16 protein-coding genes and 1 riboswitch are annotated in these 25,543 nt (G+C 39.3%); of the genes, 1 reads left to right on the plus strand and 15 read right to left on the minus strand.

Annotated elements, in window-relative coordinates:
* Position 1: 1 nt before the first annotated feature.
* A complete protein-coding gene (locus ACTJKN_RS01860; RefSeq protein ID WP_440822160.1) occupies positions 2-3,169 on the minus strand; it encodes a SusC/RagA family TonB-linked outer membrane protein in 3,168 nt (1,055 codons plus the stop codon).
* 326 nt (positions 3,170-3,495) lie between these two features.
* Positions 3,496-3,602, minus strand: a riboswitch (SAM riboswitch).
* Between the two features lie 137 nt (positions 3,603-3,739).
* Here ACTJKN_RS01860 and ACTJKN_RS01865 point away from each other — a divergent pair.
* Positions 3,740-5,011, plus strand: a complete 1,272-nt coding sequence (locus tag ACTJKN_RS01865; protein ID WP_440822162.1) for a peroxiredoxin family protein — start codon at positions 3,740-3,742, stop codon at positions 5,009-5,011.
* Between the two features lie 161 nt (positions 5,012-5,172).
* Here ACTJKN_RS01865 and ACTJKN_RS01870 read toward each other — a convergent pair whose 3' ends face one another.
* The 14 genes from ACTJKN_RS01870 to ACTJKN_RS01935 all read right to left on the minus strand — a co-directional run bounded on the left by ACTJKN_RS01870 (position 5,173) and on the right by ACTJKN_RS01935 (position 25,525).
* Entirely contained in the window at positions 5,173-6,849 is a 1,677-nt protein-coding gene (locus tag ACTJKN_RS01870) for a trypsin-like peptidase domain-containing protein (protein ID WP_440822164.1), read from the minus strand.
* Between the two features lie 3 nt (positions 6,850-6,852).
* Positions 6,853-7,440, minus strand: a complete 588-nt coding sequence (locus ACTJKN_RS01875) for a TlpA family protein disulfide reductase (protein ID WP_440822165.1) — start codon at positions 7,438-7,440, stop codon at positions 6,853-6,855.
* Positions 7,441-7,509: 69 nt separating this feature from the next.
* Positions 7,510-9,378 carry a protein-disulfide reductase DsbD domain-containing protein gene (locus ACTJKN_RS01880; protein ID WP_440822167.1) on the minus strand — a complete coding sequence of 623 codons (1,869 nt, stop codon included), beginning with the start codon at positions 9,376-9,378 and terminating at the stop codon, positions 7,510-7,512.
* 24 nt (positions 9,379-9,402) lie between these two features.
* Complete coding sequence (locus ACTJKN_RS01885; RefSeq protein ID WP_440822169.1) at positions 9,403-10,536, minus strand: redoxin domain-containing protein; 1,134 nt, start codon at positions 10,534-10,536, stop codon at positions 9,403-9,405.
* Between the two features lie 69 nt (positions 10,537-10,605).
* Complete coding sequence (locus tag ACTJKN_RS01890; RefSeq protein WP_440822171.1) at positions 10,606-12,024, minus strand: PKD-like family lipoprotein; 1,419 nt, start codon at positions 12,022-12,024, stop codon at positions 10,606-10,608.
* 10 nt (positions 12,025-12,034) lie between these two features.
* Positions 12,035-12,844, minus strand: a complete 810-nt coding sequence (locus tag ACTJKN_RS01895; RefSeq protein ID WP_440822173.1) for a DUF4843 domain-containing protein — start codon at positions 12,842-12,844, stop codon at positions 12,035-12,037.
* Between the two features lie 30 nt (positions 12,845-12,874).
* Positions 12,875-14,365, minus strand: a complete 1,491-nt coding sequence (locus ACTJKN_RS01900) for a RagB/SusD family nutrient uptake outer membrane protein (RefSeq protein WP_440822174.1) — start codon at positions 14,363-14,365, stop codon at positions 12,875-12,877.
* A 32-nt stretch (positions 14,366-14,397) separates the two neighbouring features.
* Positions 14,398-17,730 carry a SusC/RagA family TonB-linked outer membrane protein gene (locus tag ACTJKN_RS01905; RefSeq protein WP_440822176.1) on the minus strand — a complete coding sequence of 1,111 codons (3,333 nt, stop codon included), beginning with the start codon at positions 17,728-17,730 and terminating at the stop codon, positions 14,398-14,400.
* A 275-nt stretch (positions 17,731-18,005) separates the two neighbouring features.
* Positions 18,006-19,124 (minus strand): FecR family protein, encoded by a 1,119-nt coding sequence (locus ACTJKN_RS01910; RefSeq protein ID WP_440822178.1) that lies wholly within the window; start codon positions 19,122-19,124, stop codon positions 18,006-18,008.
* Positions 19,125-19,269: 145 nt separating this feature from the next.
* Complete coding sequence (locus ACTJKN_RS01915) at positions 19,270-19,854, minus strand: RNA polymerase sigma factor (protein WP_440822180.1); 585 nt, start codon at positions 19,852-19,854, stop codon at positions 19,270-19,272.
* 406 nt (positions 19,855-20,260) lie between these two features.
* Positions 20,261-20,827, minus strand: a complete 567-nt coding sequence (locus ACTJKN_RS01920; RefSeq protein ID WP_440822182.1) for a biliverdin-producing heme oxygenase — start codon at positions 20,825-20,827, stop codon at positions 20,261-20,263.
* Positions 20,828-20,853: 26 nt separating this feature from the next.
* Complete coding sequence (locus ACTJKN_RS01925; RefSeq protein WP_440822184.1) at positions 20,854-23,217, minus strand: TonB-dependent receptor; 2,364 nt, start codon at positions 23,215-23,217, stop codon at positions 20,854-20,856.
* A 48-nt stretch (positions 23,218-23,265) separates the two neighbouring features.
* Positions 23,266-24,495: a S41 family peptidase gene (locus ACTJKN_RS01930; protein ID WP_440822186.1), complete on the minus strand. Its 1,230-nt coding sequence runs from the start codon at positions 24,493-24,495 to the stop codon at positions 23,266-23,268.
* Between the two features lie 52 nt (positions 24,496-24,547).
* Positions 24,548-25,525, minus strand: coding sequence for a hypothetical protein (locus ACTJKN_RS01935; protein ID WP_440822187.1), 978 nt, complete (start codon positions 25,523-25,525; stop codon positions 24,548-24,550).
* Positions 25,526-25,543: the final 18 nt, after the last annotated feature.

A 25,543-nucleotide genomic window follows, 5' to 3' on the forward strand; every position in this document is an offset into this window, starting at 1 on the left:
TTTAAAATTTAACATTCAGGTTAATGCCATAACTGCGGGTGCTTGGGTTCGATAAACTTTCTAAACCCTGCCCGTTGCCAGTATTAAAAGCCACTTCAGGATCAATATCTACTGTATTGCGGTGGATAATCCATAAGTTACGGCCAACTAATGATACTGAAACACCTTGCAGGCTTAGCGGACGAAGCCATTTGGCTGGTAGATTATAGCTTAACTTTACCTCACGAAGTTTAACATAGGAAGCGTCGAAAATACTCGATTCGTCGATATTCCTGAATGATTTATAATATTGTTGGGCAGGCAATACTTTTTCATTGCGTTTACCATCGGCAGTTACGCCATCAAATACTATCCCGTCATCATAAACGGTAACACCCGCAGGGACAGTTCCGTTTACCCTTACCGTTCCTTTAGCTTTATCATTGTCTGGGTAATAGTAAGAAATACCGCCATACTCTGCCGCTCTTCCTGGTAATGTAGAAGCCAATACGCCGGTATAGGTACCCGTTGAGTAAGTGCCGTTATAGATAGATCCGCCGATGCTTGCATCAACCAAAACACCCAGACTAAAGCCCTTATAGGTAAAAGTATTGTATACCCCGCCAATCCAATCTGGTGTATATTTTCCCAATACTTGTTTGGTTGGGTTTGTAGTTGGTGCTCCTGTAGCATTTACAATAATATTTCCATTGCCATCTCTTAAAAAGGCTGTTCCGAACAATGATCCATAAGGTTGCCCTACTGTGGCAATAACCTGTGCTGAGTTGGTAGCCACAACATAGTTTGTTAAGAATTTTTCAGCATCCAGCTCTATCACCCTACTTCTGTTTGCTGCGAAATTGAAATCTATATCCCATGTAAATGCTTTCTTAACTGGAGTAATGCCTAATTGTGCCTCGATCCCTTTATTGTTGATTTTCCCGGCGTTAAGCAGTTTTGACGTAAATCCGGTACTTTGACTTACATCAGCAGCCAAAATCTGGTTGTAACTATTGGTGTTGTACGCACTTAAATCTAAGCGTAACCTTTTGTTAAAAAAAACGGCTTCAATGCCCAGTTCTGTAGAAGTAGTGGTTTCTGGTTTAAGATCAGGTTTAAGATCAATAGCTCCTGTAGTGAGCTGTGGGTTACCTTTAAATGGCGCACCAAATGCATAAGTATTGATCAAACGGTAAGGATCGGCATCTTTACCAACTTTAGACCAACCTCCACGTATTTTCAAATAATTAAGTGCTTCGCTTTTAATGTCGAATGCTTCGGTTGCTACAAAACTTCCGTTAAATGACGGGTAAAAATACGACCTGTTCTGCGCTGGCAAGGTAGACGACCAATCGTTACGCGCCGTGATGTTGGCAAACAGATAATTTCTGAAACCAAGCTGTCCAGAGGCATAAACACTGTACGATTTTAATCTTGATAAATTATTTGATGAAATTAGAGGATCACGCGAGTTTTTAAGGGTATAAAGTCCGGCGATGGCCAATTTAGGAGCACTTTGATCATTCTGCTCGATATATTGCCTGCGGATGTTACCACCACCTAACAATTCGAGACTAAAATCATCATTTAACTGTTTGTTAAAATTTAATGTTGCATCAGTATTATTTTCGCTTACCGTAAAGGCACTCTCTGTATAAGAACCGAAAGGTGTTCCATTGGTACCATAGGCAATCCTAACTTTGCGCCTATCATTATAATAATCCGTTCCCGATCTGAAATTGAAATCAAGTCCATCAATAATTTTATAATTAAGCGCTAAACTTCCAATAATCCGGCTACGGTTTTGCGATACTGTATTTTCGTAGGCTACCCAATATGGATTGCTATAATAGCTATTGTTCCAGTTAAACGTTTTTCCATTTTCATCCAAATAATCTTTCAATTGGTTGATATCAACCTGACGACCGAACCAAGTAAACTGTAACATGGTACTGGTAGATCTTGAACCGCCTGTTCCAGGTAAATTATCAGAATTAAGCTTGCTATAATTTGCATTGGCAGTTAACGTTAACTTCGGTGTTATTTTTAATGATGTATTGAGCACAAACGAATTTTTGCCCTGACCAGAGTTAGGCACTATACCAACCTGTTTCAGGTTGTTGTACGATAATCGGAAGTCGTATTTTTCACCCGCATCTGCAATAGATACCCCATTATTTAATGAATATCCGGTTTGGAAGAAATCACGTACATTATCAGGATGCGCCACAAATGGAACGGCTACTCCCTTCGAATAAAATTGTGGGATTAGCCGACCATCCAATTTAGGGCCCCAGCTTTCATCTACCCCGTCATTGATTCCTTTACCCGCACCATCTACATAACTAAATTTGCCCTCCGATCCCTGACCGAAGGCATTTTGATACACGGGTAGCGTAAGCAAGGTTTCTAAAACCGCGTTCGAATTGATGGCAATTCCTAATCCTTTTTTCGATTTACCCGTTTTGGTTTTAATGAGGATGACACCTGCCGCAGCCCTCGAGCCGTATAATGCAGCGGCATTTGGTCCTTTTAACACACTCATCGATTCTATATCTTCGGGATTAATATCCGAAATGGTATTCGCGTAATCTCTTGCCCCAGCCGAATTTAACTGGGAATTATCTACCGGAATCCCATCAACCACAAATAATGGCTGGTTATTTCCCGCAATAGATGTTTCCCCTCTGATGACCACACGCGAGGAACCCATGCTCCCCTGGCTATTGGTTACCCTAACACCAGCTATTTTTCCCGCAAGTGCATTTACCAGGTTGGATTCTTTAGCTTCGGCCAAATCCTGTCCTTTTAATTCCTGAACAGCATAACCAAGCGATTTCTTCTGCCTTGAAATACCCAATGCTGTAACCACTACCTCATCCAGCGCATTATCGCTTGACTGAAGAATAATCGAAATGGGGCCAGCATTTTTATTAATCTGTATTTCCTGACTCTTAAAGCCGATATAAGAAAACACCAATGTGCCCTTATCGGGTGCATTAATTGAAAAAGCTCCTTTTGCATCAGAAATGGTGGCTTGTTTAGTTTCTTTTATTAATACAGAAACACCAGGCAGTGTTTCGCCATCTGCCGACTTTACCGTTCCGGTAACCGTTACATCCTGAGCAGAAAGCTTTTGCGCCAGGAAGAGCAGCAGGATAAACGTTATTGATTTTAAATTTTTAAACATAAGGTGTAGTTAATAATTAGTTAAAAGGGATAATATTTTTTGGCAAAACAATTCCGCCACGTCTAAAACCATGTTTGTTTTTAAAGAGAATAAAGGAATGGTAAGCCTAAAAAAGCCTGTTAAAATAGAACGATTTTAACAGGGCATGCGCATTCGGAAGTATGCATTAAGGTTTGCATTAATGGCTTTTTGCTCGTCTGTTTTTTTCATTTGAATAATTTTATTTAATGCATAATTTAATTTCAAGAACGCATTCAGGGCAAAAAAAAAGCACCCCATAAATCAGAAGTGCTCCATATATTCTTAAAAGGATAACGCAAACAACTGACTTAACTATCCCAGATTCATCCGGGATGGAATTAGCACCATTTCTAAAAATTAGATGGTTGCTAAGGCTTCACAGGGCCATTCCCTCCGCCTTTCTTGATAAGTATTTTAAAATAACTGCTGCAAAGGTATAACTTATTCCATTTATCCTATAGTTTTTATAGATTTTTATTGAAATATTTTTTCTTTGCCAATTACATCCATATCTTTGCCTACTAATTTAGTCGTCAAATACACATCACAATGAAACTAAAATCCCTTTTAACAGCCGTATTGGCTATGTTAATAACTTTCACATACGCTCAGAACCATATTGCACTTACAAATAATCAGGCAGCAAAGCGCACAGAGAAAAAACAAAATGCTTTTGTTGCCCTTGGTAACTGGCGTGGAATAGCCAAGGTAAAGGAAGGATTAGAAATCCCTTTTAACTTTGAAATCAGCGAAAAAAGCGGTCAACAAAAATTATATTTCCGCAATGCTGAAGAAAGTTTCGAAGGTGGCCTAGTAAAACAAGTAGCCGATTCGCTTTTCGTAAAACTTGATCAATTTGATAATGAACTCGCATTTGCGATAGATGGTGATCAATTAACGGGTACATTAAGAAAACAGGATAAAGCTGGTAAACCTTTGGTAATTGTTGCTGAAAAGAAAAATTACCGTTTTAAAACAACAGATAGACCTGCAGCGGCAGACTATTCTGGCAGTTATGATGTGGTTTTTAAATCGCCAAATGGTAAGGAAGAGAAAACCGTAGGTTTATTTAAGCAAACGGGTAACAAACTTACGGGCACTTTTCTACGTGTAACAGGCGATTCGCGTTATCTGGAAGGTGTAGTAGAAGGAAATGAATTTCAACTTTCCAGCTTTATTGGCTCCTCTCCTTCCTATTACAAAGGAACTTTCCAGCCAGATGGCTCATTAACCGGCGAAATTTTAGGTGCAAGGGGAAGCCAGCCTTTTACTGGAACTAAAAATAAAGATGCTGCCCTGCCCGATCCTTATAAACTTACCTACCTGAAAAAAGGATACAAAACGCTTGATTTTAGTTTCCCTGATGTAAACGGCAAAAAGATTTCGTTAAAGGATGAAAAATATAAAAACAAGGTGGTGATTTTAACCATAACCGGAAGCTGGTGCCCAAATTGTGTTGACGAAGCTACTTTTATAGCGCCCTGGTATAAAGAAAACAAGAAACGTGGTGTAGAAGTTATTGCTTTGCATTACGAACGCTCAACCGAACCCGAATATGCAAAAAAGGTGATGACGCGTTTCCGTGAACGTTTTGGCATCGAATATGATCAGGTTATTGCAGGTACTGCCGATAAACAGGTCGTATCTGAATCCTTGCCTGCACTCGATTCTTTTTTATCGTTTCCAACCACAATAATCATTGATAAACAGGGCAATGTAGCACAGATCCATACCGGTTTTAATGGTCCGGCAACCGGCAAATTTTATGATGAATTTGTGAAAGAATTTAATACAGAGATTGATACGTTGCTGAAGAAATAGCTTGATGATTTCATTCCTTTGTTGTCATTCTGAACGCAGTGAAGAATCTTTTTAAGATAGATTTATTCCAATAGAGAAGTTTTGGTCCGACTCTCTTTAGCCTGAGATTCTTCACTGCGTTCAGAATGACATTTATTTTTAGACAAGATTAGGAAGATACTTTATTGAATAGTCTTCAAAACAAAATCTATTATCGTTTTCTTTGGAACCACTACCGTTGTTGTCCGGCTAAACCTCGCGATATTAATCCCATAAAAATTACCCTCCCAATCAAAAACAGGAGAACCGCAGGCATTGGCTTTAATGGCTGCATCGTGAGTAAAAATGGCATTAAAACCATCTCTTCGCTCCGACTTCCCTCCATCAAATTTCTCTGCCGGGTGATTAAATACCGATTGACCCCGCCCCTCTAGTTTTAGCGTTTTACTCATCTTACCCGAAGCATTTTCCCATTCAAAAGTAATTTCGTCATCTGCCCAATATTTCATTATTTCAGGTGCAAATTCACTTGCTTTTTTTATCAGTTTACCATTCATACTGATCAGTTCATCGCCGACTTTTATACCTACTTTTTCTGCCGGACTGCCTGCTTTGATTAACGAAAACTGAACGGGGCTGGAATTATAAACCACCATTGCGCCCAAATAAGGTTGACTATTAATTTTCGGCAAATTAAATAGTGTGCTGCCTAAAACACTGTGCATCACTTTGCCGGCAGGATCAATGCTGTAAAGAAGTTTACCCATCTCGATTTTAACGCTGTCACTACCAGAGATATTTAAATCAATCCCACCGTCTATCCGTTGGTCAAGTTCAAATAAAACCAGGTCGTTCTCCTGATCTTTCCCAATTAGTTTAATTGGCACCACAATTCCATTAATATCACCTTTTGCTTGTTCGCCAACCATCGTGTTTTTACTCAATAGAAACTGTTTTTTAGCGCCATTTGCAGTTTTAACATTCAATAAGATTGCATAAATATCCTGGTTTTTTCCTTTTATCATACTTTTGATGGAAAAGCAAGTGTTTTTAAGCGTTGGCATATCAAAATCAGGATGTAAAGCTTTTTGTTTACTATCTTTCTGTAATTGCAAAAACAAGGGATCTGTTTTCACACTATCCTTCTTATCTGGGAAAGCGGTATAAAGTCTTTCGCTGTTTAAAGCGGTCCAATAACGGCGGTAAAGGTCAACAGGAATTTCGAAATTCATGTCTTCTGAAACATCAATGGCACTGTGCAATCCGATTACGCGGCCATAATAATCAAATAAAGGGCCACCAGAATCACCCGGTTCCATTTTGCAGGTGGAGCGGATAAAACCATATTCATTTTTCACTTCTGCAATATTTCCTAACCTTAAGGTTGGCAGCGTTTGATTTAAGGTTTCGGGATATGAAATACTGATACAAGGTTCGTTTTTAAGCAAACTTGCCGAATAACCCATCTCTGCAAATGGATAGTTGCCTTTATCGGTAATTTTCATCATGCCCACATCTGGAATGCCTGGCGTCTCTTTATTTTCTATTTTACCAAGTGCCAGCGCGATGCATTCGCGGCCATCAGTAAAAAAAACCTTATAATTTTTACCGGGCAAAATGGTGTGTGCAGCGGTTAGGATATAACCATCGGCACTAACCACCACCCCACTAAACTGGGCACTGGTTCTTTGATTTTGCTGTACATCGAAGCCCCACATCCGTACACTTGCAGGGTAGGCCTTTATAACTGCTTCGGCAATGGTTTTCTGAAATTTGGCAACCTGTTTTTTCTGGGCTACAGCATTTAAGCTGAAGAGCATAACTATCGTTACTGCTATTCCCTTTATGGAGTTATTCATTTGTTATTTATGATTTTTTGCCAATGTAATTCGCTCAGAAATTTCCTGGAGCGCAGCGGCATCGGTTCCGGTGAAGCCGGTTAGTTTAAATACAATGTTGCCTGCTTTATCGATAATAAATTTTGCAGGGATGGCAGTTACGTCGTAAGCTTCAACCGCAGCATTACGTCCAGCTTCATCTTTCAGGTCCATCAGCACCTGAAAATTAAAACCCGATTGTGCGATGTATTTTTTTACATCTTCAACCGGTGTTTTGGTGGTTTCCCAGGTATGGATAAATAAGAACTTTACAGAAGGATCATTTTTATAGGTGTTAACGGCAAGCTGCATCGCAGGAAAAGATTTTTTGCAGGGCACACACCATGTCGACCAGAAATCGAGTACAATTACCTTTCCTTTTAGGTCTTTTAACGATACTACATTTCCATCGAGATCTTTTAAAGTAAAATTGGGAGCAGGCACGGCGATCATTTCTGATAAAAGCCTATTTTGCAAGGAATCAGCTTTGTTTACAGCAGTTTGCGCTGATACAGAAATACGTGCAAACAGGCACAAAGAAGCCAAGAGGCAAAGCCTTAAAAAAGATTTCATATTTTAGGTTAAAGGGGTTAAAAAAAAAGGCAAGGCCATTTTACCGGCCATGCCGAGCGCATAGATGGATTAGATGAGTATTTCCAATATCTTCTCTTTAGGTGGGTAACATTTGGTTTCGTCACACACCTGATAATATAAACCACATTTGATTTTAGTGCCTGCTTTTGCCTTGCTGTAATCGACCATTATCCTAAAGTTTGCCTTTCCTTCAAAAATAAACATGCCCTCATTGCCGGGATATGGAATAGCTGCCGTAGTTTTCCATTCCTGATCGGCCACTGCACCCTCAGGAAGTTCCAATCTGGTTTCGGTAACCACAAATGGATTATCTTTAGATACATAAGCATAAATATGCCAGCCTTTTAAAATTTTGGCTTCGATAAGCAAACTGTCTTTTTTATTGCCATTACCAGGAATAAACCTTGCAGAAACGGCTACAGGATCGGCTGTGGTAGGTTCACCACTTACAATCGCTTTTGGCAATTGATAGCTTTGTTGTTGGCCAACAGGAACATTTTTTCCATAGGTATTCACCATGAATTTAAAACCGCCAGATTCGGTGTAAAACAGGTTATTGCGGTTTAGATTGAGCCAATTTCTCCATTCAGCTGCTTTGCCGAATTTTTGAGTAGTGTAGCGTTCAAGCAAGCGCTGGGCCATCGCTACCTCTTTGTTGGCTTCCAATAAACCTACACATTTATCTAAAAGCGCCACTTTTCGGTTAGAAATACCGAGTTTTTGCGCATCGCGGTCTAACTGAAGGGTATACACGCCAGAAGGATAGAAATACTCATAATTTTGACGGTAATACTTGTGATAGAGACTGATATTAGTACCATAAACAGCAAATAAACTATCTCCAACATAACCCTTTACATAATCTCCAAAAGACTGGGTATCATTGGTTACCGGCATTTTCAAAAACATTTCGTTGCCATGGCCAATATCTTCTCCTTTTGCTTTTTTATCCTTTAATTCCTGTTGCATTTTCAACATACGCAGGTTCCCTTCACGCCTTGACACAATGGCCTGATTATAAAGATCTTTGCTTAACCGATAAATCAGTTCATCTATACCACTACGGGTTTCGATCTGCACTTTTTTAACAATAGCCGAAAGACGATCGAATTTTTTGATGTAACAGATCGTGTTTACAAAAACATCTTTGGCCTCCTCTGTCATATAATCAGGAGAGCCTGCAAAACCCCACATAAAGTAATTCCCCTGGCGACCTAATGCCACTGCTTCAGCATTTTTAAGGCAAACGCCTCCTGAAATAGATTCAGCATCAGGCGAATCATTAAATCCTTCGCCATGCGAAACCATGCCGATTAGATAAGGTTCTTTGGAAGAAAAACCCTGTTTTACCACCTGCCACCTATCCATTTCTTTTGGTGTACCAACTCCCTGATGACCATTAAAAAAAGAACCTGGTGTTGGTTTTTTCACCATGCTTAATTTTACTGCGTTCGGGGTATTAAAAATGGGATGATCGGTTTTGATGTTCAGGGCTTCATCATCTAAACACTGGCAATACCAGTCGAATTTTAAACCTAAAGGTAAACCCACATTGGGTGCCATGGCGTGCATTAAAACCATTGGGCGACTAAAGTTCGCAGGCATGTTAACCGGACCGGCATCCATCAGTGTTACATCAACCTCATCAGACATTTCTGCCTTATAATCAGCCACATCTATCACTTTAACTTCGGTAAAACGTTGTTCCAAAAAGGTTTTAAAATCTGCCATTCTGGTTTTGTATATTTTTTCGACCACACTTGGAGTAGTTGAATAATAAACTACATTTTTCGGCATTGGCTTATCGGGATTATACCCAACATACAAAACCTTTAATGCAATTTTCTCCCGATATTTCGCCGTTCCAAAAGTGAGCAGCGAAACCAGCATCAGGCATGCCGTTAGCATCTTTTTCATCATCTATATTTTATCAGCCAATAACTAATTGAATATTTCAGCAAGCTTTTTGTTCAAAGGTTCACCACGCAAGCCATTACCGATAATTTTACCCTGCGCATCTACCAAAAAACTTGCAGGTACTGCGCGTACGCCATATAAACGGCCCACTTCGTTGTTCCATCCTTTCAGGTCAGAAACATGAATCCAGTCTAAACCATCTTTTTCAATCGCTTCTAACCAGCGTTCTTTTACATTATCCAATGAAACTGAAATAATTTCGAAGCCTTTATCTTTATAGGTCTGATATTGTTTTACCAGGTTCGGATTTTCGGCCCTGCAGGGACCGCACCAGCTTGCCCAAAACTCAACCAGTACCACTTTTCCTTTTAAACTGGCTAACGAAACTGGCTTGCCTACCACATTGTTCTGTGTAAAAAGCGGCGCAACGTTTCCAACAGCGGTAATGCCACTTGCAGCAATACGCTGCGCGAGTTCTTTGCCCATGTCTGTTTCGCGATAAACTTTGTTCAAGGCATTAAAAAGCGGTTCAACTTTGGCCACGTCAACCTTACTTCCGGCAGCTTCTGAAAGTGCTACCAAAGCGAAGTATGAATTTGGGTGTTCTTTAGCAAATAGAAACTGTTTGTCGGTTCTGTTCTGAATGTTTTTTCTGAAGCGCAGGTCTACTGCTTTCATGTAAGCGGTATCTTTTTGCTGCTCGGGTGTGCCACGGTTAAAATCGATATTAACGGCTTTGGTAAGCGCCATGATAGTACCACCAATAGCTTTATTATAGGCATCATATTCCTGATAAACCTTCGAACCAGCGAAAACTGCATTTTCTAAAGAATCCTTTGAAGTGATCGTTACCTGTTCCTTACCAAAATAAAAGTAAATCACATCTCCGGTATAAACCGCCTTACCTTTACCGCCACCAGTATGATCGAGTGCCATACGGGCGTAGGCATTGCCAGAAATATTTCCGGTAAACTTGAAACTGCCGTTAACAAGTGCTACTGAATCTTCATGACTTACGCCATTGTCCATATAATCGATATAAACCTTGGCAGGACTGCCCAGTGTGCCTATTTTACCTGTCAAACTAAAATTTGGCGCTTGTGCCCAGCTTAAAACTGGTAACAAAAAGCTCAATACTGCTAATTTTATAATTTTCATTTGTATGTTTTTCTTTATCATTTAAATATTTCCATGCCTAAGATTTTGAAGGCTTAAGCATGGAATAGGTTATTTTCTAATTGCAATGTCTACAGGAGCGCCTGGGATGCCTTCGATCTTTTTAATGAGCACACCATTCATTCCGGTGGCTATATTTAGAAAAGAAACGGTTTCTTCAGTTCCTACCATTAAGGTTTCTTCATCTTCAGAAAGTTTTAGCATCGTAATCGATTTACCACTAAAGCTAGTGGCCAGTTCTCTGAGTTCTTCATTTACAGGATTATACCGATACACTTTACTACCATTGGCAATATAGATGACCCCATTCTTGGCACCACTCCATTTTGTATTTTCGTTAATTAACTCCGGGCGTGCAAAAAGACGTTTATGTTGAGGCGTAAAGGTAAACGGCCCGTTAAACTGCACATTGAACTTTAATTCATAAATCTTTCCATCGGTTCCTTTACAATACGCAAAACAATCTGCGTTGTTAAGTTGCTCCAAATGAATAAGATCCATACCCACATTTAAAGGATCGAAAGCATTCGTCGTTGTAACCGCATATTGGGTCCCAAAATAAACAGGCGCTCCATAAAGATTGATCCTGACAAATTGCTTTCTGTTTTTGTCGAAACCAATAAAATAAGTAGCCGATTGCGTAAAGCTCATCACAAAAGACGGGGCCAATTCGTAATCACCATCAGCAGGTAAGCCGAACATTCCATAAGTAGCTGCCTGATCCCATGTACTCGTTGTTCCACCATAAAATTTACCATTTACAACACCCATCATTACCCCTTGAGGATGCGAGATCAGTGAACCAACCTCAAGATTATCTGGTTGTGTAAAGAAGTTATCCTTAAGTGTATTCGGGTATTTTGGATCTTCCTGCATGGTATTGGGCTCCAGCCTTATTCCAGCATTTTTTGTAATAATCCAATATCCCAATAAGGCATTTGTAAATGTATTTTTTAGCAGAAATAAATTTGTGGGGTTTACAGGTAAATCTTTCCCCTGCATAGCCCTGTACAAACGGGCCTTTACACTGCCATCTGGTTTTACAAATGAAAACTGTGTTATTCCATTTTCGACACTCAACACCGTTGTACCGCTGGCAAATTCGGTTCCACCGTCTACGTAAAAGTTATGGAAATATTTCATTCCGTTTGCTTTGTTGAAAACGGTAAGACGGGCAGCGTATCTTTTAGCCTGTAAACCGAATATGATCCTTAAAGCTGGTCCGGTATAAAGAACGTCATTCCCTTCCATTACACTGATTTTCCATTGAAGTTCTACATTGGCCGCATCAACACCTTCGATTTTTGGTTTGATGATCAAACTATCGCCTACACTTGCAGTATAAACAGAATCTAGGTTAGCCAGTTTAGGCTCAATAGGCATATCGATATCATAATTGCCAAGGTCTTTATGACATGCGGCAAGAGAAACCACACCAATTATTAACAAGATTAATTTTTTAATATCCATGTTTTTATATTTAAATAACCTCATTACCGTTTTCATCTATAAAATAATATTTACCATTCTGCATGTTTTTTCTCAACAGCGTTTTTTTGGCCGGATTTTTTTTATTGTAGAAATAATAACTATTGGTATTACCCGCAGTTACCTCTTCAATTACATAACCTTTTGCTTCATTTTTAGTTACCCAATTAAATGGATTATTTAGCATAGTGGTTAATAAACCTATATAATAAAGGTTTTTGGGTGCGTCCAGTCCGTCGGTAGTTAGGGAGGTTTGCCCGGTTACCAGAATAAACAATTCGTGTTTGGTTCTCGAATAAGGGGGAAGCGGCCAGGTATCCCACCAATTTGGTTTTTCCAATTTGGAAGAGAACACTACTTTTGCCCTGATCAGATATGGGTTTTCGATGCCTAGATCGGATGTACCGGTTAATTTGATCAATATGGAAACCGACCTGTTTTCAAGTTCCTTATCCTTGTTATAAATCACCACAGGAATGTATCCTAATCCGTTATTAGGAAGGATTGAATATTGGGTTTTCAAAGCTTCGTAATGAATTCCGGGCGTGGCGGTAGAAGAATCGGCATCTACCCGTGCACTAAATTTCCGCTCTACATCTGTTCTGATTCCGGATAAACGAACAGGTAGCCATACGGTATCCTGAGCCAATGTAGGATTATAGGCAAAGGTTCTTACTATACTGTCTTTATCTCCGTTATAAATATCGAAATAGACATTAGCATTGTGTTCAAAACGCATCTCTTCTGCTTTCTTGCAAGAGGCAAGGCAAATGATCGCGAATATTAATATATATATTTTCATAATTTGCTATTAATAGAATTTCAAATTGTTTTATCTGCCACCATAAACAATCTCATCGTTAGGAAGAGGAAGTACGAAAATGTTATCAGAAGCAGGAATGGTTACCCCGGTTTGCCCTATTATACTTCTATTAAGCCGTTTATACATGTAGAACAACTGGCCTTCGGCCAACCATTCTTTACGCGCATCTTTAAGTAGCTCTTTTAATAAATCTTCTTCATTGTTTATGGTCAAAGGATCACCTATTTGCCTTGCTTCACGAACCTGTGTAAGGTAATTAACTGCGACTGTGGAGTTGTTTGCATAGGAACACTCGGCAGCGATATAATACATTTCACTAAGCCTTATTGCAGGAGCCATCAGGTAATGTAAATTTGCACCTGCCTCAGTGCTTAATGGATTTCTGCGGTATTTAACGATATCGTAAGACCTTGACGATTGGCTGGAGGTAGCGGATAACCAGTATTTATAACGGGAATCACTCGCTCCGGCTGTTGCCTTTTCGTAAATATAATCTGCGGCATCCTCGATCAAATAAAAACCACGGGTGCCACTTTGAAACCAATTGTCTTTTATTTGTTTTGCAGCACCTGGTATGTACCAGCCAAAAACAAGTTCCTTATAAAGGATACGGTCTTTCTTAGAATCTTCGAATGCCTCAAAATCACTTTTTGCTGTCCACGGGAATTTTTTCGAGTCAATCACCTCCTTAGCATTAAGTAAGGCCTTAACCTTATCATTTTTATAAAGGTAAACCCTGGCAAGCGTTCCACATACTGCATAATAATTTAAACGATGCCTTCTGTTCTGCAAGAAAAGACTTGGATTTCTCTCTTCTGTGTTTTTCAGTGTATCGGTAACTAAGGGATAATTAACAATATAGTTGGCACTCCGAATCGGATCTGCAATCAATAATTGTTTCGACTCTTCCAAATCTTTGATGATCAAATCAAGGGTTTCTGATACGTTTGAAACGGGAGTAATCTCCTTTGTGTATTTATTAGCATAAGGAATTCCTTTTGCAGTTGGGTTTCTTAAATAAGAAGGTGCAAAAAGACGCAACAGGTCGAAATGCAAGTATGCTCTTAAGGCAAGTGCTTCGCCTTTGACAATAGAATAATTGGCACCGCTAAAAATGTTTCTTTTTGCATCAACGTTTTCGAGGATCAGGTTACAGTTTACAATTGCATTGTATAAACCAGTCCAAATCCTATCCTTACGCTTGATAAACTCGCCATGTTTATAATTGTATAATGAGGTCTGTCTATAATCCTGTCCATCGTCACGCATCGAAAAATTTTGCGCCAGCACCTCTGTTGTGCCAAATGTGAGTTCTTTACCGTACAGATCTGATTCTGTACTGCGGTTATACACGCCGTTTATGGCTTCCATAAAGCCATTTTCTGTACTGAATAAAATTGGAGCAGCAATTTCTGATTCTGGCTCAACTTCCAGCCATTTCTTGCAGGAACTCAATAACCCTGTTACGAAGATGAGGCCTATTAAAAATCTAATTTTCATGTTTTTATATTTTAAATCTGTTCATTAATAGCTTAAAAAGCTGCTCTGACAGAAAAGGTTAAACTCCTGGTAAACGGATAATTAATGCCTCTTTCTTCTTTTACTGATGACCAGCGCACTACATCATTGGCCGTTATCTGAAACATGAGACTCGACATCGATAATTTAGATGCGAGTTTTTTATTCATATCATAAGAAAGGTTTACTGATTGAAGGTTGATCAGATTATCAGGCTGTATAAATCTCGAACTTACATCCGTCTCGCCATTATCTGCTATATTTTTATAAAAAGAGAGGTCGCCAGACTGCTTCCACTTTTCTTCGAATACACGCTTATCAACATTATATCTTGGATCAGCATTTTCAACACGCTCTACCAGTGTCAGGTTATATTTGTCGCCTCCAAAAAAAGTTTGAAACTGTACATACAAGCTAAATCTTTTGTAGTTAACCGTTCCACCGAAGTAACCGCTCACTTTAGGATTAGGATCGCCAATTACAACATAATCTCTCTTATCGTAGTCGTATGTAAGAGTACCATCTCTTTTGAGGTATAATTCACGTCCGTTTTCCGGATCTATGCCTAACGAACGTACACCATAAATGGCATTAAAAGGTTGTCCTTCGCTAAACCTAAGTAAGGGAATGCCTCTATAACCACCATCTCCTGGTTTTACCGACTGCAGCTCGTCTGCCCTATCATTGTATTTTTTTAATGCATTGGAGATTCTCACCACTTTGTTTTTGTTGGAAACCATACTTGCATTCAGGTTTACCGACCAGTCTTTGCTTCTTACTGCATCTATAGTTAGCCCCAGCTCAGCGCCTTTGTTCTCCATATCGCCAAGGTTTTCTTTATATGATAGAAAACCTGTAGATGGCGGTAAGGTAATATCGGCCAGAATATCTTTGGTAAACTTCTTATATATTCTCGGCGTAATCATTACACGATCTTTAAACAACCCGATATCGATACCAATATCCGTCATCCTCGTTTTTTGCCACCCAAGGTTATCATTTCCATAACTGTTTACACCGGCACCAATACCAGATGAATACCAGTTTCCGGTATTATACTTATAAATGGTTTTTGATAAGTAAGGATCAAATTCTACCGAACCTGTGAGACCCGTCGAGGCTTTTATTCTAAGTTGGCTAATTACAGGATTACCCTGCAGAAATTCCTCCTGATGTACATTCCATCCTAATCCGAACGACCAAAAAGGAGCCAGTTTATTGTTCACTCCGAATTTAGAAGAACCATCAATACGAACGGTTCCATCCATCAGGTACCGGTTTTTATACGAGTAGTTCATCGTAAAAAAAGAGCCAAAAAGTCGTGCTTTTTCAAGCCTGCTTTGCGGTTTTCCATCTTCAGCATAACCCTTGGCAAAGCCTATGCTGGTAAAACGATCATTAGCAAATCCAATAGCCGTAAATTCTTTTTGATCGCGCAGCTCTGTACGGGCATTTACACCCACTAAAGCGTTAAAATAACTACCGCCTATCTGCTTTAGCCAGGTTAACCTGATGTTACTATCCCAATAGGTTTCTTTCATTTCCCTGTTCGTGTATTCGCCCTTTTCATCTATTTTATCTGTTGTGTACAGGTAATATTTATTTGCCAGTGGCGAGGTGAATATGTCATCAGAATTCGATTTGCTGGTTAAACTCATTTGCGCCCTTAACCGAAGGTTGTTCGCAACCTCTACATCAGCAGAAAGGTTGTCAATAATTTCGGTGTACTTCGATTTGTTGAAACTGCTTAAGCCAGCATCGAACAGCGGATTAAAAACATATTCTCTCGATCGATCTTGTTTTTCATATACATCAGAAATCCTCATCGTCATGCCATTAGCGTCTTGCAACGGGTAATAAGGATTCATCCGTACATAATTAGAAAAATCGCCATATGGAGATTCGGTGGCACCCATTTGTGTTATAGACAATTCATTTCTAAACTGAATTTTCTTCACATTATACTGGAAACTCATTCCTCCCGAATATTGGTCCCTTTCCGACCCTTTCATTGCTCCTGGCCGGGTTTGGTAACGAAGATTTACATTGTACCGAAATGCCTGTGAACCTCCATCCAGATTTACAGCATGTTTTTGCCCGAAGGTATTACGAAGAGGTTGTGATAGCCAATAACTGTTTACGCCACCAACAACATTGGCTTTTTTATGGTAATAGATTTCATCGAGCTGATCTTGAGATACCTGTTGCTTCGAAGAATTATATAATCCTGCTAAAACTTCATAATCTAGTTTTTCAGCTGCATTTAACACCTGATAATCAGTTAGATCTGCAGCAGTAAGATTCAATTCGTAGTTGTATTCTATCCTTAATTTGCCCTCTAATGGTGTTTTAGTGGTAATCACGATTACACCATTGGCCGCGCGCGAACCATAAATTGCCGTTGCGGCCGCATCTTTTAAAGAGGTAACCGATGCAATTCTATTCACATCCAGATCAAATACTTTCTCCACGCTCACTTCATAACCGTCAAGCATAAAAACAGGCGTGTTCGCTCTGCCCTGAATATCATCTCTTCTCAATACCTGCCCATCACCGCTTGGCAGTGCAGAAGCGCCTCTAACATTGATAGAAGGAATTCTGTTGGGATTGGAGCCTGCAAGGTTATTGTCTATCAGTTTAAATGAAGGATCGAACGTTCCGATACTTTGCAGCAAACTCTGTGGATTTACCCTTCTCAGCTGATCTCCGGATATCGTAATCGCGTTACCGGTATAGTTATCTTTTTTAATCGTTTGATAACCCGTTACCACGACATCGTTCATTTGGGTCATTTTAGAGGTAAGCTTAACGTTTAACGTTTTAGTTCCTGTAACCTTGGTTTCAAACAAGTCGTAGCCCACATAACTAAAAACTAAAATGCTTCCTTCATCAACATTGACTTTGAATTCGCCTTTTTCGTTGGTAATGCCTACACTCGCACCATTTTTGATGGAAACATTAACACCCGGAATGGTTTCTCCTGTAGCTTTATCAGCGACAACACCTTTAACTTCAATTTTGGCGTTAATACCTGCCGTTGGTGTCGGTAAATCCGCTTTACCACTAATTACGACAGTTTTATTAACAATGCTAAAACCGAGGTTCTGATCCTTTAAAGCGACATTCAGCGCCTCTACTAGCGAAGCCTTAACGAGTTCTATTGTCACATCTGGTTTATCCTGCAACAACTGACCTTTATAAAAGAAAAAATAGCCAGTTTGCTTTTTAATCTCCTTAAAAACCTGTTTAAGCGAAGTTTTTCTTCGAGAGAGCGTTACGGTTTGCGAAAAGGTGGCTGCCGAAACATGTAAGGCACCAACCAATAGTAAAATTGTAGTCAATTTCATGACCAATAAAAATTTAATCTTTACCCTCCGCATGTCGCACGCGGGGTTGTAAAGGGTAGTTAATTTCATACCTTTGTAATGAATGAGGTTAAAAAATAGCAGCTGGGTTTCGAAGCAAGCTGCTTGTCCAAATTTCTACCGGAAGCGTTATCGCGCTTTCGGTTTTTTTTAAAGGTAGGGTGCTAAATTTCTGGTAGTTTTTTCATCATAAAGTTTAGTTAGTTTGTGAATTGGTTGGTTGATTGCTCGGCTCTTTTAAGAAAAGCCATTCTTGTTTAATTTCCTGATACCGTAAGTACTTTTCCCTTTACCTCAATATGTACATGGTTAAGTTCTAATATTTTAAAAACCTCTGCTAAGTTGCTGCTCCTAGGTATTTCTCCCACATATTTTTCTGGTGTAATTTTGCCCTGATAAACTACATCTACATCATACCAGCGCGAAATCTGCCGCATAATCGTCTGGAGATCATCATTATCAAATGAGAAAATATTATTCTTCCAGGCCATCTCTTTATCAATATCAATTTCCTTATCAATAATTAATTTAGCGGTATTTATATTTAGCCTCGATTGTTCCCCGGGTTGTAGGTTCATACTACCAGAGGCATTGCTCACTTTTACGGCACCTTCCAGCAGGGTGGTTTTAATGATACGCTCATCGTTGTACGCATTGATATTAAAGTGTGTTCCTAATACTTCTACCGTTTGTGCGTCTGTTTTTACCCTAAAAGGACGTATATGGTCTTTCGAAACTTCGAAATAGGCTTCTCCATTAAGTTCTACTACCCTTTCGTTTTTAGCAAAGGCATAAGGATACTTTAAGGTTGTGGCTGCGTTAAGCCAAACTTTTGTACCATCGGGCAGGCTTACCTGGTATTGGCCGCCGCGGGGCGTGCTAATAGTATTGGAGCCCGTAACTGGTGCATTCGGGATTTCTTTAATGATGTATTCCAGCTGGCCGTTTTTTGCCTTGCGGATGATGATACCGTTCTGACTCGCAATCTGACCGTTTTTAGCATCATCCAGATTTACCACCGTTCCATCAGCCAGCGTTAATATTGCTTTATGCCCACCCGGAAGAATATCTTTTAATTCCGTTTTAGCTGTTAATGGCAAAGTATTACGACCTACCATAAAATAGAGGCCTACGCTAAAGCATAAAATAATACCTGCAGCTATCGCAATGCGTTTAACCGTGACCAATTTTACAGATCTTCCGTGAGGTCTTAACCGGTTCCATACTTCTTGTTTACTGGTTTCAATGAGTAAGTGATCAGGAGCCTCTTTTTCGAAAGGCAACTGAAGATACCATGCTTCTACAATAGCAATTTCTTCTGGCGTACAATGGCCTGCACGATATTTATCTAAAAGCTTTTTTGCATTTTTCTCCATTAAAAAGAAATCTAGTTTGGTTGATTGTTATATATACGGCGAAGACATAGCCTTGGGGGTATCGAAAAATTATTTTTTTTCTAAAAAATTTTCATTCAACACATATTTAAAGGAAAAAATCGAATTTTAATCTTAACCAGAGCGGTTAATTATAGGCCTTTAACAAGAAAACAACATAAATTGCTACCCCCAACCGAGTTTTAAGGATTCGAAGTGCTTTTTTAACCTGCGTTTTAACAGTTAACTCAGAAAGTCCTAATTCGAGCGCAATTTCTTTATGAGATTTATTTTCTTTACGGCTTAAAACAAATATTTCACGCATTTTTGGCGGCAAAGCATCAATTTCGCGCTCAATTAATAGTGCCATTTGCTTTTCACGCACCATATAATCAGTGGACACATGATCTTGATCTATATAATCCTGCAAAGAATCAATGTATTTACTTTCTACTTTTTGATGCGCAAACACATCCAGTACACGGTTACGCACAGCTGTATATAAATATGCTGATAAATTACCATCAGGTGCTACCTGTAAACGTTTAACCCAAAGCGACTCGAACAACTGGTGTAATACATCCTTTGCTTCTTCATCATCATTTAAGCGTTTATTGGCATGGATAAAAAGTAAGCCATAAAATCGGTTGTAAATTTCGGTAAAGGCCAGCTCATCACCCTGAGTTAACAAGAATGCCAATTCGCTATCAGAATATGAACCGTAAACACGCATAGAGATAACACAAAGATAATATAAATACAATCGGTTTCATTGTCTTGTATCGGGTCTTATCTTACTTATCTCTTGATATTTGTAATTTTTTGCATGGAAAAAGTGTTTTTTACCTGCAAAAAAAGGAATTTAACAATTTTGAAAGGTTTTATAAACAAAAACAGTCATAAAATGGATAAGCCTGATGCAAAAAATGGCACGGAGAATCAAGGCTTATCCCTCAACACGAAAACCAATAGATGAAGTTGAATATTTGGTTTTTAGCCGGTGAGTCGTCGACAGATGGACTAGTTTTTAACCACAAATTTACGCAGATAAACACGGATTGATTTCTGTGTCCATCCTTTTTATTTGTGGTTAAATTATTTCTACTAGTGCCTAAAGGAGTTAACTTAATCACGTTGTATTAAACCGTACCCATCCGTTCTTTTTCGAAAACATAAGCAAAATGTTTAAAGGTTTCGTTTGCTGCAACAACGGCCTCTTGTTCTTCTTGCTCAGTTTTTGCCTGTGCATTTAAAACAGCTATAAAATTGCCCCACATCATGCCTGTAGCTTCTCCATAACCCGAAAAGAAAGAAATACCATTGGTTACTCCTCCTTTTTCGAGCATCTTCACGATAATACTTCCGCCCATAATCGAACCTTCTAATACGTATAATGCGCCTAAAGCCTGTAAGGCATTTTCAATTTTTGGTACGGTTGTAAATGGAAGATCAGTGATATCGGCGCCGAGTTCTAAAATATCGGCTTTAATATAGCCCGAATTTCTACGCTGTGCATAATCCGGTAGAACCGATGCCGTGATAAAAGGTTTAATCGTTTCTTCAATATGGCTGAAGTACGCAAAAAAATGTTTCAACAAATCTGCATAGTCCTGATTGCTCCTGATTGCTTTTAGCTTTAAAACAACCTGTTTCTCTAAATTTTGGTGTTCGGCTTTTGTAGCCTCTTTAATATTTGTACTTAACATCTTTTGTAATTTATAGTGTTTGAAATTTAATCTTTATATAAACGATAGGTTAATCCGGCCAGCAAAATGCGCCCTGGCTGTCCGGGCATTAAACGGTCGGTATAATTTAAAATGTTATCTGCCGTAAGTCTGATGCTCAAATGCTGTTTCATTAATTTCTTTTCAAAAGCGGTATTGAGCATAAAAAAACCGTTTACGAAAGTATCATAGCGATCGATAAACTGGTTTCCATTGCGGTCGCCAAAGGGATATTTACCTCTGTAGTTCAGCCGTATATTTAGGCTGGCATCCCAAGGGCGATAATTATAAAAAACCTTAAAATTGGCCATATGACGTGATCTGTTCTCTATCCCCCAATAATCAGAAGGTTTTGGCGCATAGGAGTTTCCGGTTGCAGGATCGTGAATATTCTGGTTATAAGGATAATGCCCCGTTTTAATGCTATCAATTACACTTAAATCTTTCGCAATGAGGTATTGATAACCTGCGCTCAATTCTAAATTTTTAACCGGACTAATGGCAAAAGAAACATCTATGCCTTTATTTACGGCCTCCGGAAGGTTTTGATAGGTATAAATATTCCGGTTTCCGCTGCCCGTAGCTACCTGAATGCTGTTGATCTGGTTGCGTAAGGTGTGGTGAAAAACTCCTGCCTCTATTTTTATATTTTCTTTGGGTTTCCACTCCATACTCAAATTTAACGAAGTGCTTCGTTCAGCTTGTAAATTTTGATCAAGTTGGTTTAATAGATATTGTCTGATTTCACTAATCTGTCCCTGAGCCTGCAGCTGATTTAGCGTTTTTCTCAACACTTCATTTCCAATAACCAGGTAATTTGCTGCCGGATTATAAAAAACAAGGTACCTCGATTTAAAATCGGGTGCTTTAAATCCTGTACCTGCACCGGCCTTAAAGGTTAAAGTTGGGATAATTTTATACTGCAGGCCTAAACTGGGGTTAAGTTTACTGCCGTAGGCATTGGTTAAATCGTAACGCAGCCCGGCAACCATACCCAATTGTTTAGTGAGCTGCCAATCGCCCTGAAGAAAAGCAAAACCCGTGCTTATAGAACCAGGGTTGGTTAGCGAAACATCATTCATACTTTCGATACTGCCACCCAAACCACCTGTAAACTTAAGTTCATTGCTTACACCATAGGCAAACTGCTGTTCGAAACGGTGCAGGTTCTGCGCAAAAACATCTTTGGTAATGCTATTATTGGTTTGTTGCCAATCTACACTTTGATCTGACCTGAAATTAGTATAATAATAACGGCTCATGCTGCGCAGTCCCGAATTGAAGTTATGATCGAAAGTGGCGGAAAGGTTTAAATCCTGCTCATCCTGGCTATCTTCTGAAATAACGCCTAAACCAAAATCTTTCGACATAAACGATTTCCTTAGCCCATAGCGTCCACTAAAACCTAAGGTACTTTTTGGCGTTAAGCGGTAACGGACTCTTCCCTGCAACGCATAATTATCATAAGGCGGTGCAGTGGTACCCTGCTGGATGTATTTTGGGTTAGTATTAAAACCATCTGTCCGGTAATAATTTGCAGAAATATTGGCCGATCCTCTTTGCGAAGCGAAAGGTATTTCCCCCTCAAGTGTAATATCGGCAATATTCAAACTTCCGTAATTGGCTGCAACCAATGCTTGTGGCTGTAAAGCGCCGTAGCGGGTTACGATATTAATTGCCCCGCCGAGCGCCTCGCTTCCAAAGAGACAGGAGGATGCACCCTTAATAATTTCAATCCGTTCGATATTGGAAACACTAATCCTGGACAGATCAAAATTTCCACTGTTGCGGCCAACCATTGGCTGACCATCGATCAATATCATAATATATTCACTGCTAAAACCTTGCATCTGCACACCTACTGACCTTGCGCCACCACCAATGTTGTTTACAATGGCAATCCCGGTCTGTTCTTTCAATACCTCATCCAACCTCCTACTGCCCATTAATTCGATGGTTCGCCTACTAATTACCGTAACAGGCATCGCGCTGCGTTCTAACTTTAACAGGTTATCTGGAGCAGCACGGTTTTCGGATACGGCAACCTCGTTAAGTTCGCGTTCATCGCCTGATAATTTAATTACCAGGTTATTTGCAGCCACAGAACCAATTTTAATATTGGCTTGATGATTGATTTTGCCGACCAGACTTACTTTAATATTGTAATTACCGCTAAATATCTTGTTGAAGCTAAAATTTCCTTTGGCATCGGTTTCGGTGCTATGCCCGTCAGGCTCCAAACGTATGGTTGCACCACGCAAAGGTTTATCAAACTCATCGGTAACCGTGCCTTTTAAACTTCCATAATCTTGTGCAGCAACCGTTAAATGGAAAGTGACAAGAAGTAATATGATGGCGGATAGTTTAAACATTTTTAATTGGTGCTATTATATTTTATGATAAGTTTATGCCTTTCCTGTTTATTTTCTTAATCGTAACCTGTTTTCAAGCATCACACTTTCTATATTATTTACCTGCAAAATGTCAGCTTTAACATTGGTAATTTTATCTGTTGTGGCCAGCTTGCTTGCAGCAAGTTTTTTAGTTCCGTTAATCAGCGAAAGTGCGGCATTTAAGCACAGCTCATCTGGGTCTCCCAAAACTGGATTATCTACTCCTTTTACCGTTACATCTGGCTGCATACCTGTAAAATAATCAGACCAGCCATTGGCATTTTTAATAAGGAAACTACTGGGGTAAACACTGTACTGATCGATATTGATCCCGAAAAAGCCCACTGGTTTGCCATAGGTTTTCTCTCCGATCAGTTTCACATCAAAATAAGGTTTTAGGCAACTGATCAGCATTTCGCTGGCCGAGGCTGTTTTTGCAGATACAATTACATAAATTGACTGGATACTTTGCAAATTCCCTTTTTTGCTGAATGTATAGGTATTACCAGCAACAGAATAATCTACATCGGCCATGGTCGCATTACGACCATTATAGATGGTAGTTTTCCCATTAGCATCTAAATACGGTTGATGTTTTAATATCGGAACGGTACCGTTCTGCATGGCTGCATTGAATACCTCGCTGTACATTACCTTTCCGTTTAAACTACCAGGAACAATTAAATTGGCTATATATTCTGCAGTTTCTAAATAACCACCTCCATTACTCCGCAAATCGATTACAATAGCTTTTGGACTGGCAACTGCGAATTCGGCAAAAGCCAGATCTAAGGCCGCTTTACTACTGTTTAGTGAAGGGAAGGAAGCCAAAGCCAGGTAAGCAACAGGTGTGTTTCCTGGAGTAATTACCTTACTAGTTAACACAGCAGTGCCTGAGTTTAACACCCCGGCACCAGTGCCTGGTAAACTTCTTCCTGGTTGAAGATAGGAGTATTTTGGATTTTCGAAGTAAACAGGCAGTTCGTAAGGACTACCGGTAGCAACATTTATTTTAAGCTGCGAAATATCGAACAATTCTTTCCGAAAAGCTGTAATATCAGAACTGATCGCCCCATATTTTTGCCTTGGATTAAATTCGACATAACTTGGTAGTATCTCGTTCCATAAGTATACCTGTTTGGCATATAGAAAAATAGAATCGAGCGTAAACTGGCTACGCATACCAGTTGTAGGCGAAACAATGTCTTCCGCATCATCAACAGAAACCTGCGCTTTTTTACAGGCAGAGGTTCCCATTAGAATCAGCGTAAAGAGCGTAATATATATATTTAAGCTATGCTTCACTTTATCAGTTTGTAATAAAAATTCGGTTGGCTAAAATACTGCCACCTGTTCCGGCGGCATAATATTCATCACCGGGATATGTAAATTGAAAAAAATAATATTCACCCAAAGGAATGTTATCAGGTACTTTTAAAGTTAATTTTCCATCTTTAGCTTCTTTGATTGTAAATTCATAATAAGCTCTGGTTTCGAGATAACGGAATGAAATTTTGTTGACCAGCCCAATCCTGCTGGTACTTTCAAGGGTAAATTCCTGTCCTGGTTTTAATGCAGTAGGAAATTTAGACATTTCAGTTGCAGAGAAAAATGGTGCTTCGTTTGCAATTGCGAAGGACCTATCTATCGTAAAAGATCTTAAGCCTGACACAATTTTTATTTTATAGGTACCATTAACAGTAGAAGCATTCAGATTAAGGGTGATCAAAATCGGACTTATATTTGCTATTGCTTGTTCTTTTTCTGTATTATCGGCAGTATTTACCAAAAATACTTTGGTCTGGTTAAGATCTGTAATAAAGTTATCTCCGATAATTACAACCGGAATCACCCTTTTGGCAAAATCCTTTCCATTGTAAGTAAAAATCCCCTGTAACATCGAAACTTTAATTAACGGTTGGTTAATTACCTTTTTAATCAGGTATTCTTTTGTACTCCCATTTTGTGCCGTTACCGTAAACTTTACATTATCTTTAAAAGCTACTTTTTTACCAGAAGCCGGACTTACATTTGCGCGATCAGATATGGTTATAACAGGAGCAATACTATCTGGTAAAGCCTGATTTGGAGGCCAATATAAGGTTAGGTTTTTGGCATCAACAACTGCCTTAAGCGGCTCTCCATTAGCATCTTTTACCGTAAAGCTTATAATATCAGCATACGGATATTTTTCATATTCCTTTTTACAGGAGCCTAATAACGTAAATAATAAAAGAAATAAGGGCCAGTATGAGTTGGTAAAGAAGCGTTTGTATATTGTGTTCATGATCAATAATTATTAGAT

It is taken from the genome of Pedobacter sp. 22163, assembly GCF_052045595.1.
GTDB lineage: Bacteria > Bacteroidota > Bacteroidia > Sphingobacteriales > Sphingobacteriaceae > Pedobacter.

Bases quoted from the DNA above. Each gene is read 5' to 3' on its own strand.
- ACTJKN_RS01875 (WP_440822165.1), bottom strand. From the start codon at position 7,440: ATGAAATCTTTTTTAAGGCTTTGCCTCTTGGCTTCTTTGTGCCTGTTT.
- ACTJKN_RS01935 (WP_440822187.1), bottom strand. From the start codon at position 25,525: ATGAACACAATATACAAACGCTTCTTTACCAACTCATACTGGCCCTTA.
- ACTJKN_RS01870 (WP_440822164.1), bottom strand. From the start codon at position 6,849: ATGAATAACTCCATAAAGGGAATAGCAGTAACGATAGTTATGCTCTTC.
- ACTJKN_RS01930 (WP_440822186.1), bottom strand. From the start codon at position 24,495: ATGGGAACCTCTGCCTGTAAAAAAGCGCAGGTTTCTGTTGATGATGCG.
- ACTJKN_RS01905 (WP_440822176.1), bottom strand. From the start codon at position 17,730: ATGAAATTGACTACAATTTTACTATTGGTTGGTGCCTTACATGTTTCG.
- ACTJKN_RS01860 (WP_440822160.1), bottom strand. From the start codon at position 3,169: ATGTTTAAAAATTTAAAATCAATAACGTTTATCCTGCTGCTCTTCCTG.
- ACTJKN_RS01920 (WP_440822182.1), bottom strand. From the start codon at position 20,827: ATGTTAAGTACAAATATTAAAGAGGCTACAAAAGCCGAACACCAAAAT.
- ACTJKN_RS01880 (WP_440822167.1), bottom strand. From the start codon at position 9,378: ATGAAAAAGATGCTAACGGCATGCCTGATGCTGGTTTCGCTGCTCACT.
- ACTJKN_RS01915 (WP_440822180.1), bottom strand. From the start codon at position 19,854: ATGCGTGTTTACGGTTCATATTCTGATAGCGAATTGGCATTCTTGTTA.
- ACTJKN_RS01910 (WP_440822178.1), bottom strand. From the start codon at position 19,124: ATGGAGAAAAATGCAAAAAAGCTTTTAGATAAATATCGTGCAGGCCAT.
- ACTJKN_RS01925 (WP_440822184.1), bottom strand. From the start codon at position 23,217: ATGTTTAAACTATCCGCCATCATATTACTTCTTGTCACTTTCCATTTA.
- ACTJKN_RS01900 (WP_440822174.1), bottom strand. From the start codon at position 14,365: ATGAAAATTAGATTTTTAATAGGCCTCATCTTCGTAACAGGGTTATTG.
- ACTJKN_RS01865 (WP_440822162.1), top strand. From the start codon at position 3,740: ATGAAACTAAAATCCCTTTTAACAGCCGTATTGGCTATGTTAATAACT.
- ACTJKN_RS01890 (WP_440822171.1), bottom strand. From the start codon at position 12,024: ATGGATATTAAAAAATTAATCTTGTTAATAATTGGTGTGGTTTCTCTT.
- ACTJKN_RS01895 (WP_440822173.1), bottom strand. From the start codon at position 12,844: ATGAAAATATATATATTAATATTCGCGATCATTTGCCTTGCCTCTTGC.
- ACTJKN_RS01885 (WP_440822169.1), bottom strand. From the start codon at position 10,536: ATGAAAATTATAAAATTAGCAGTATTGAGCTTTTTGTTACCAGTTTTA.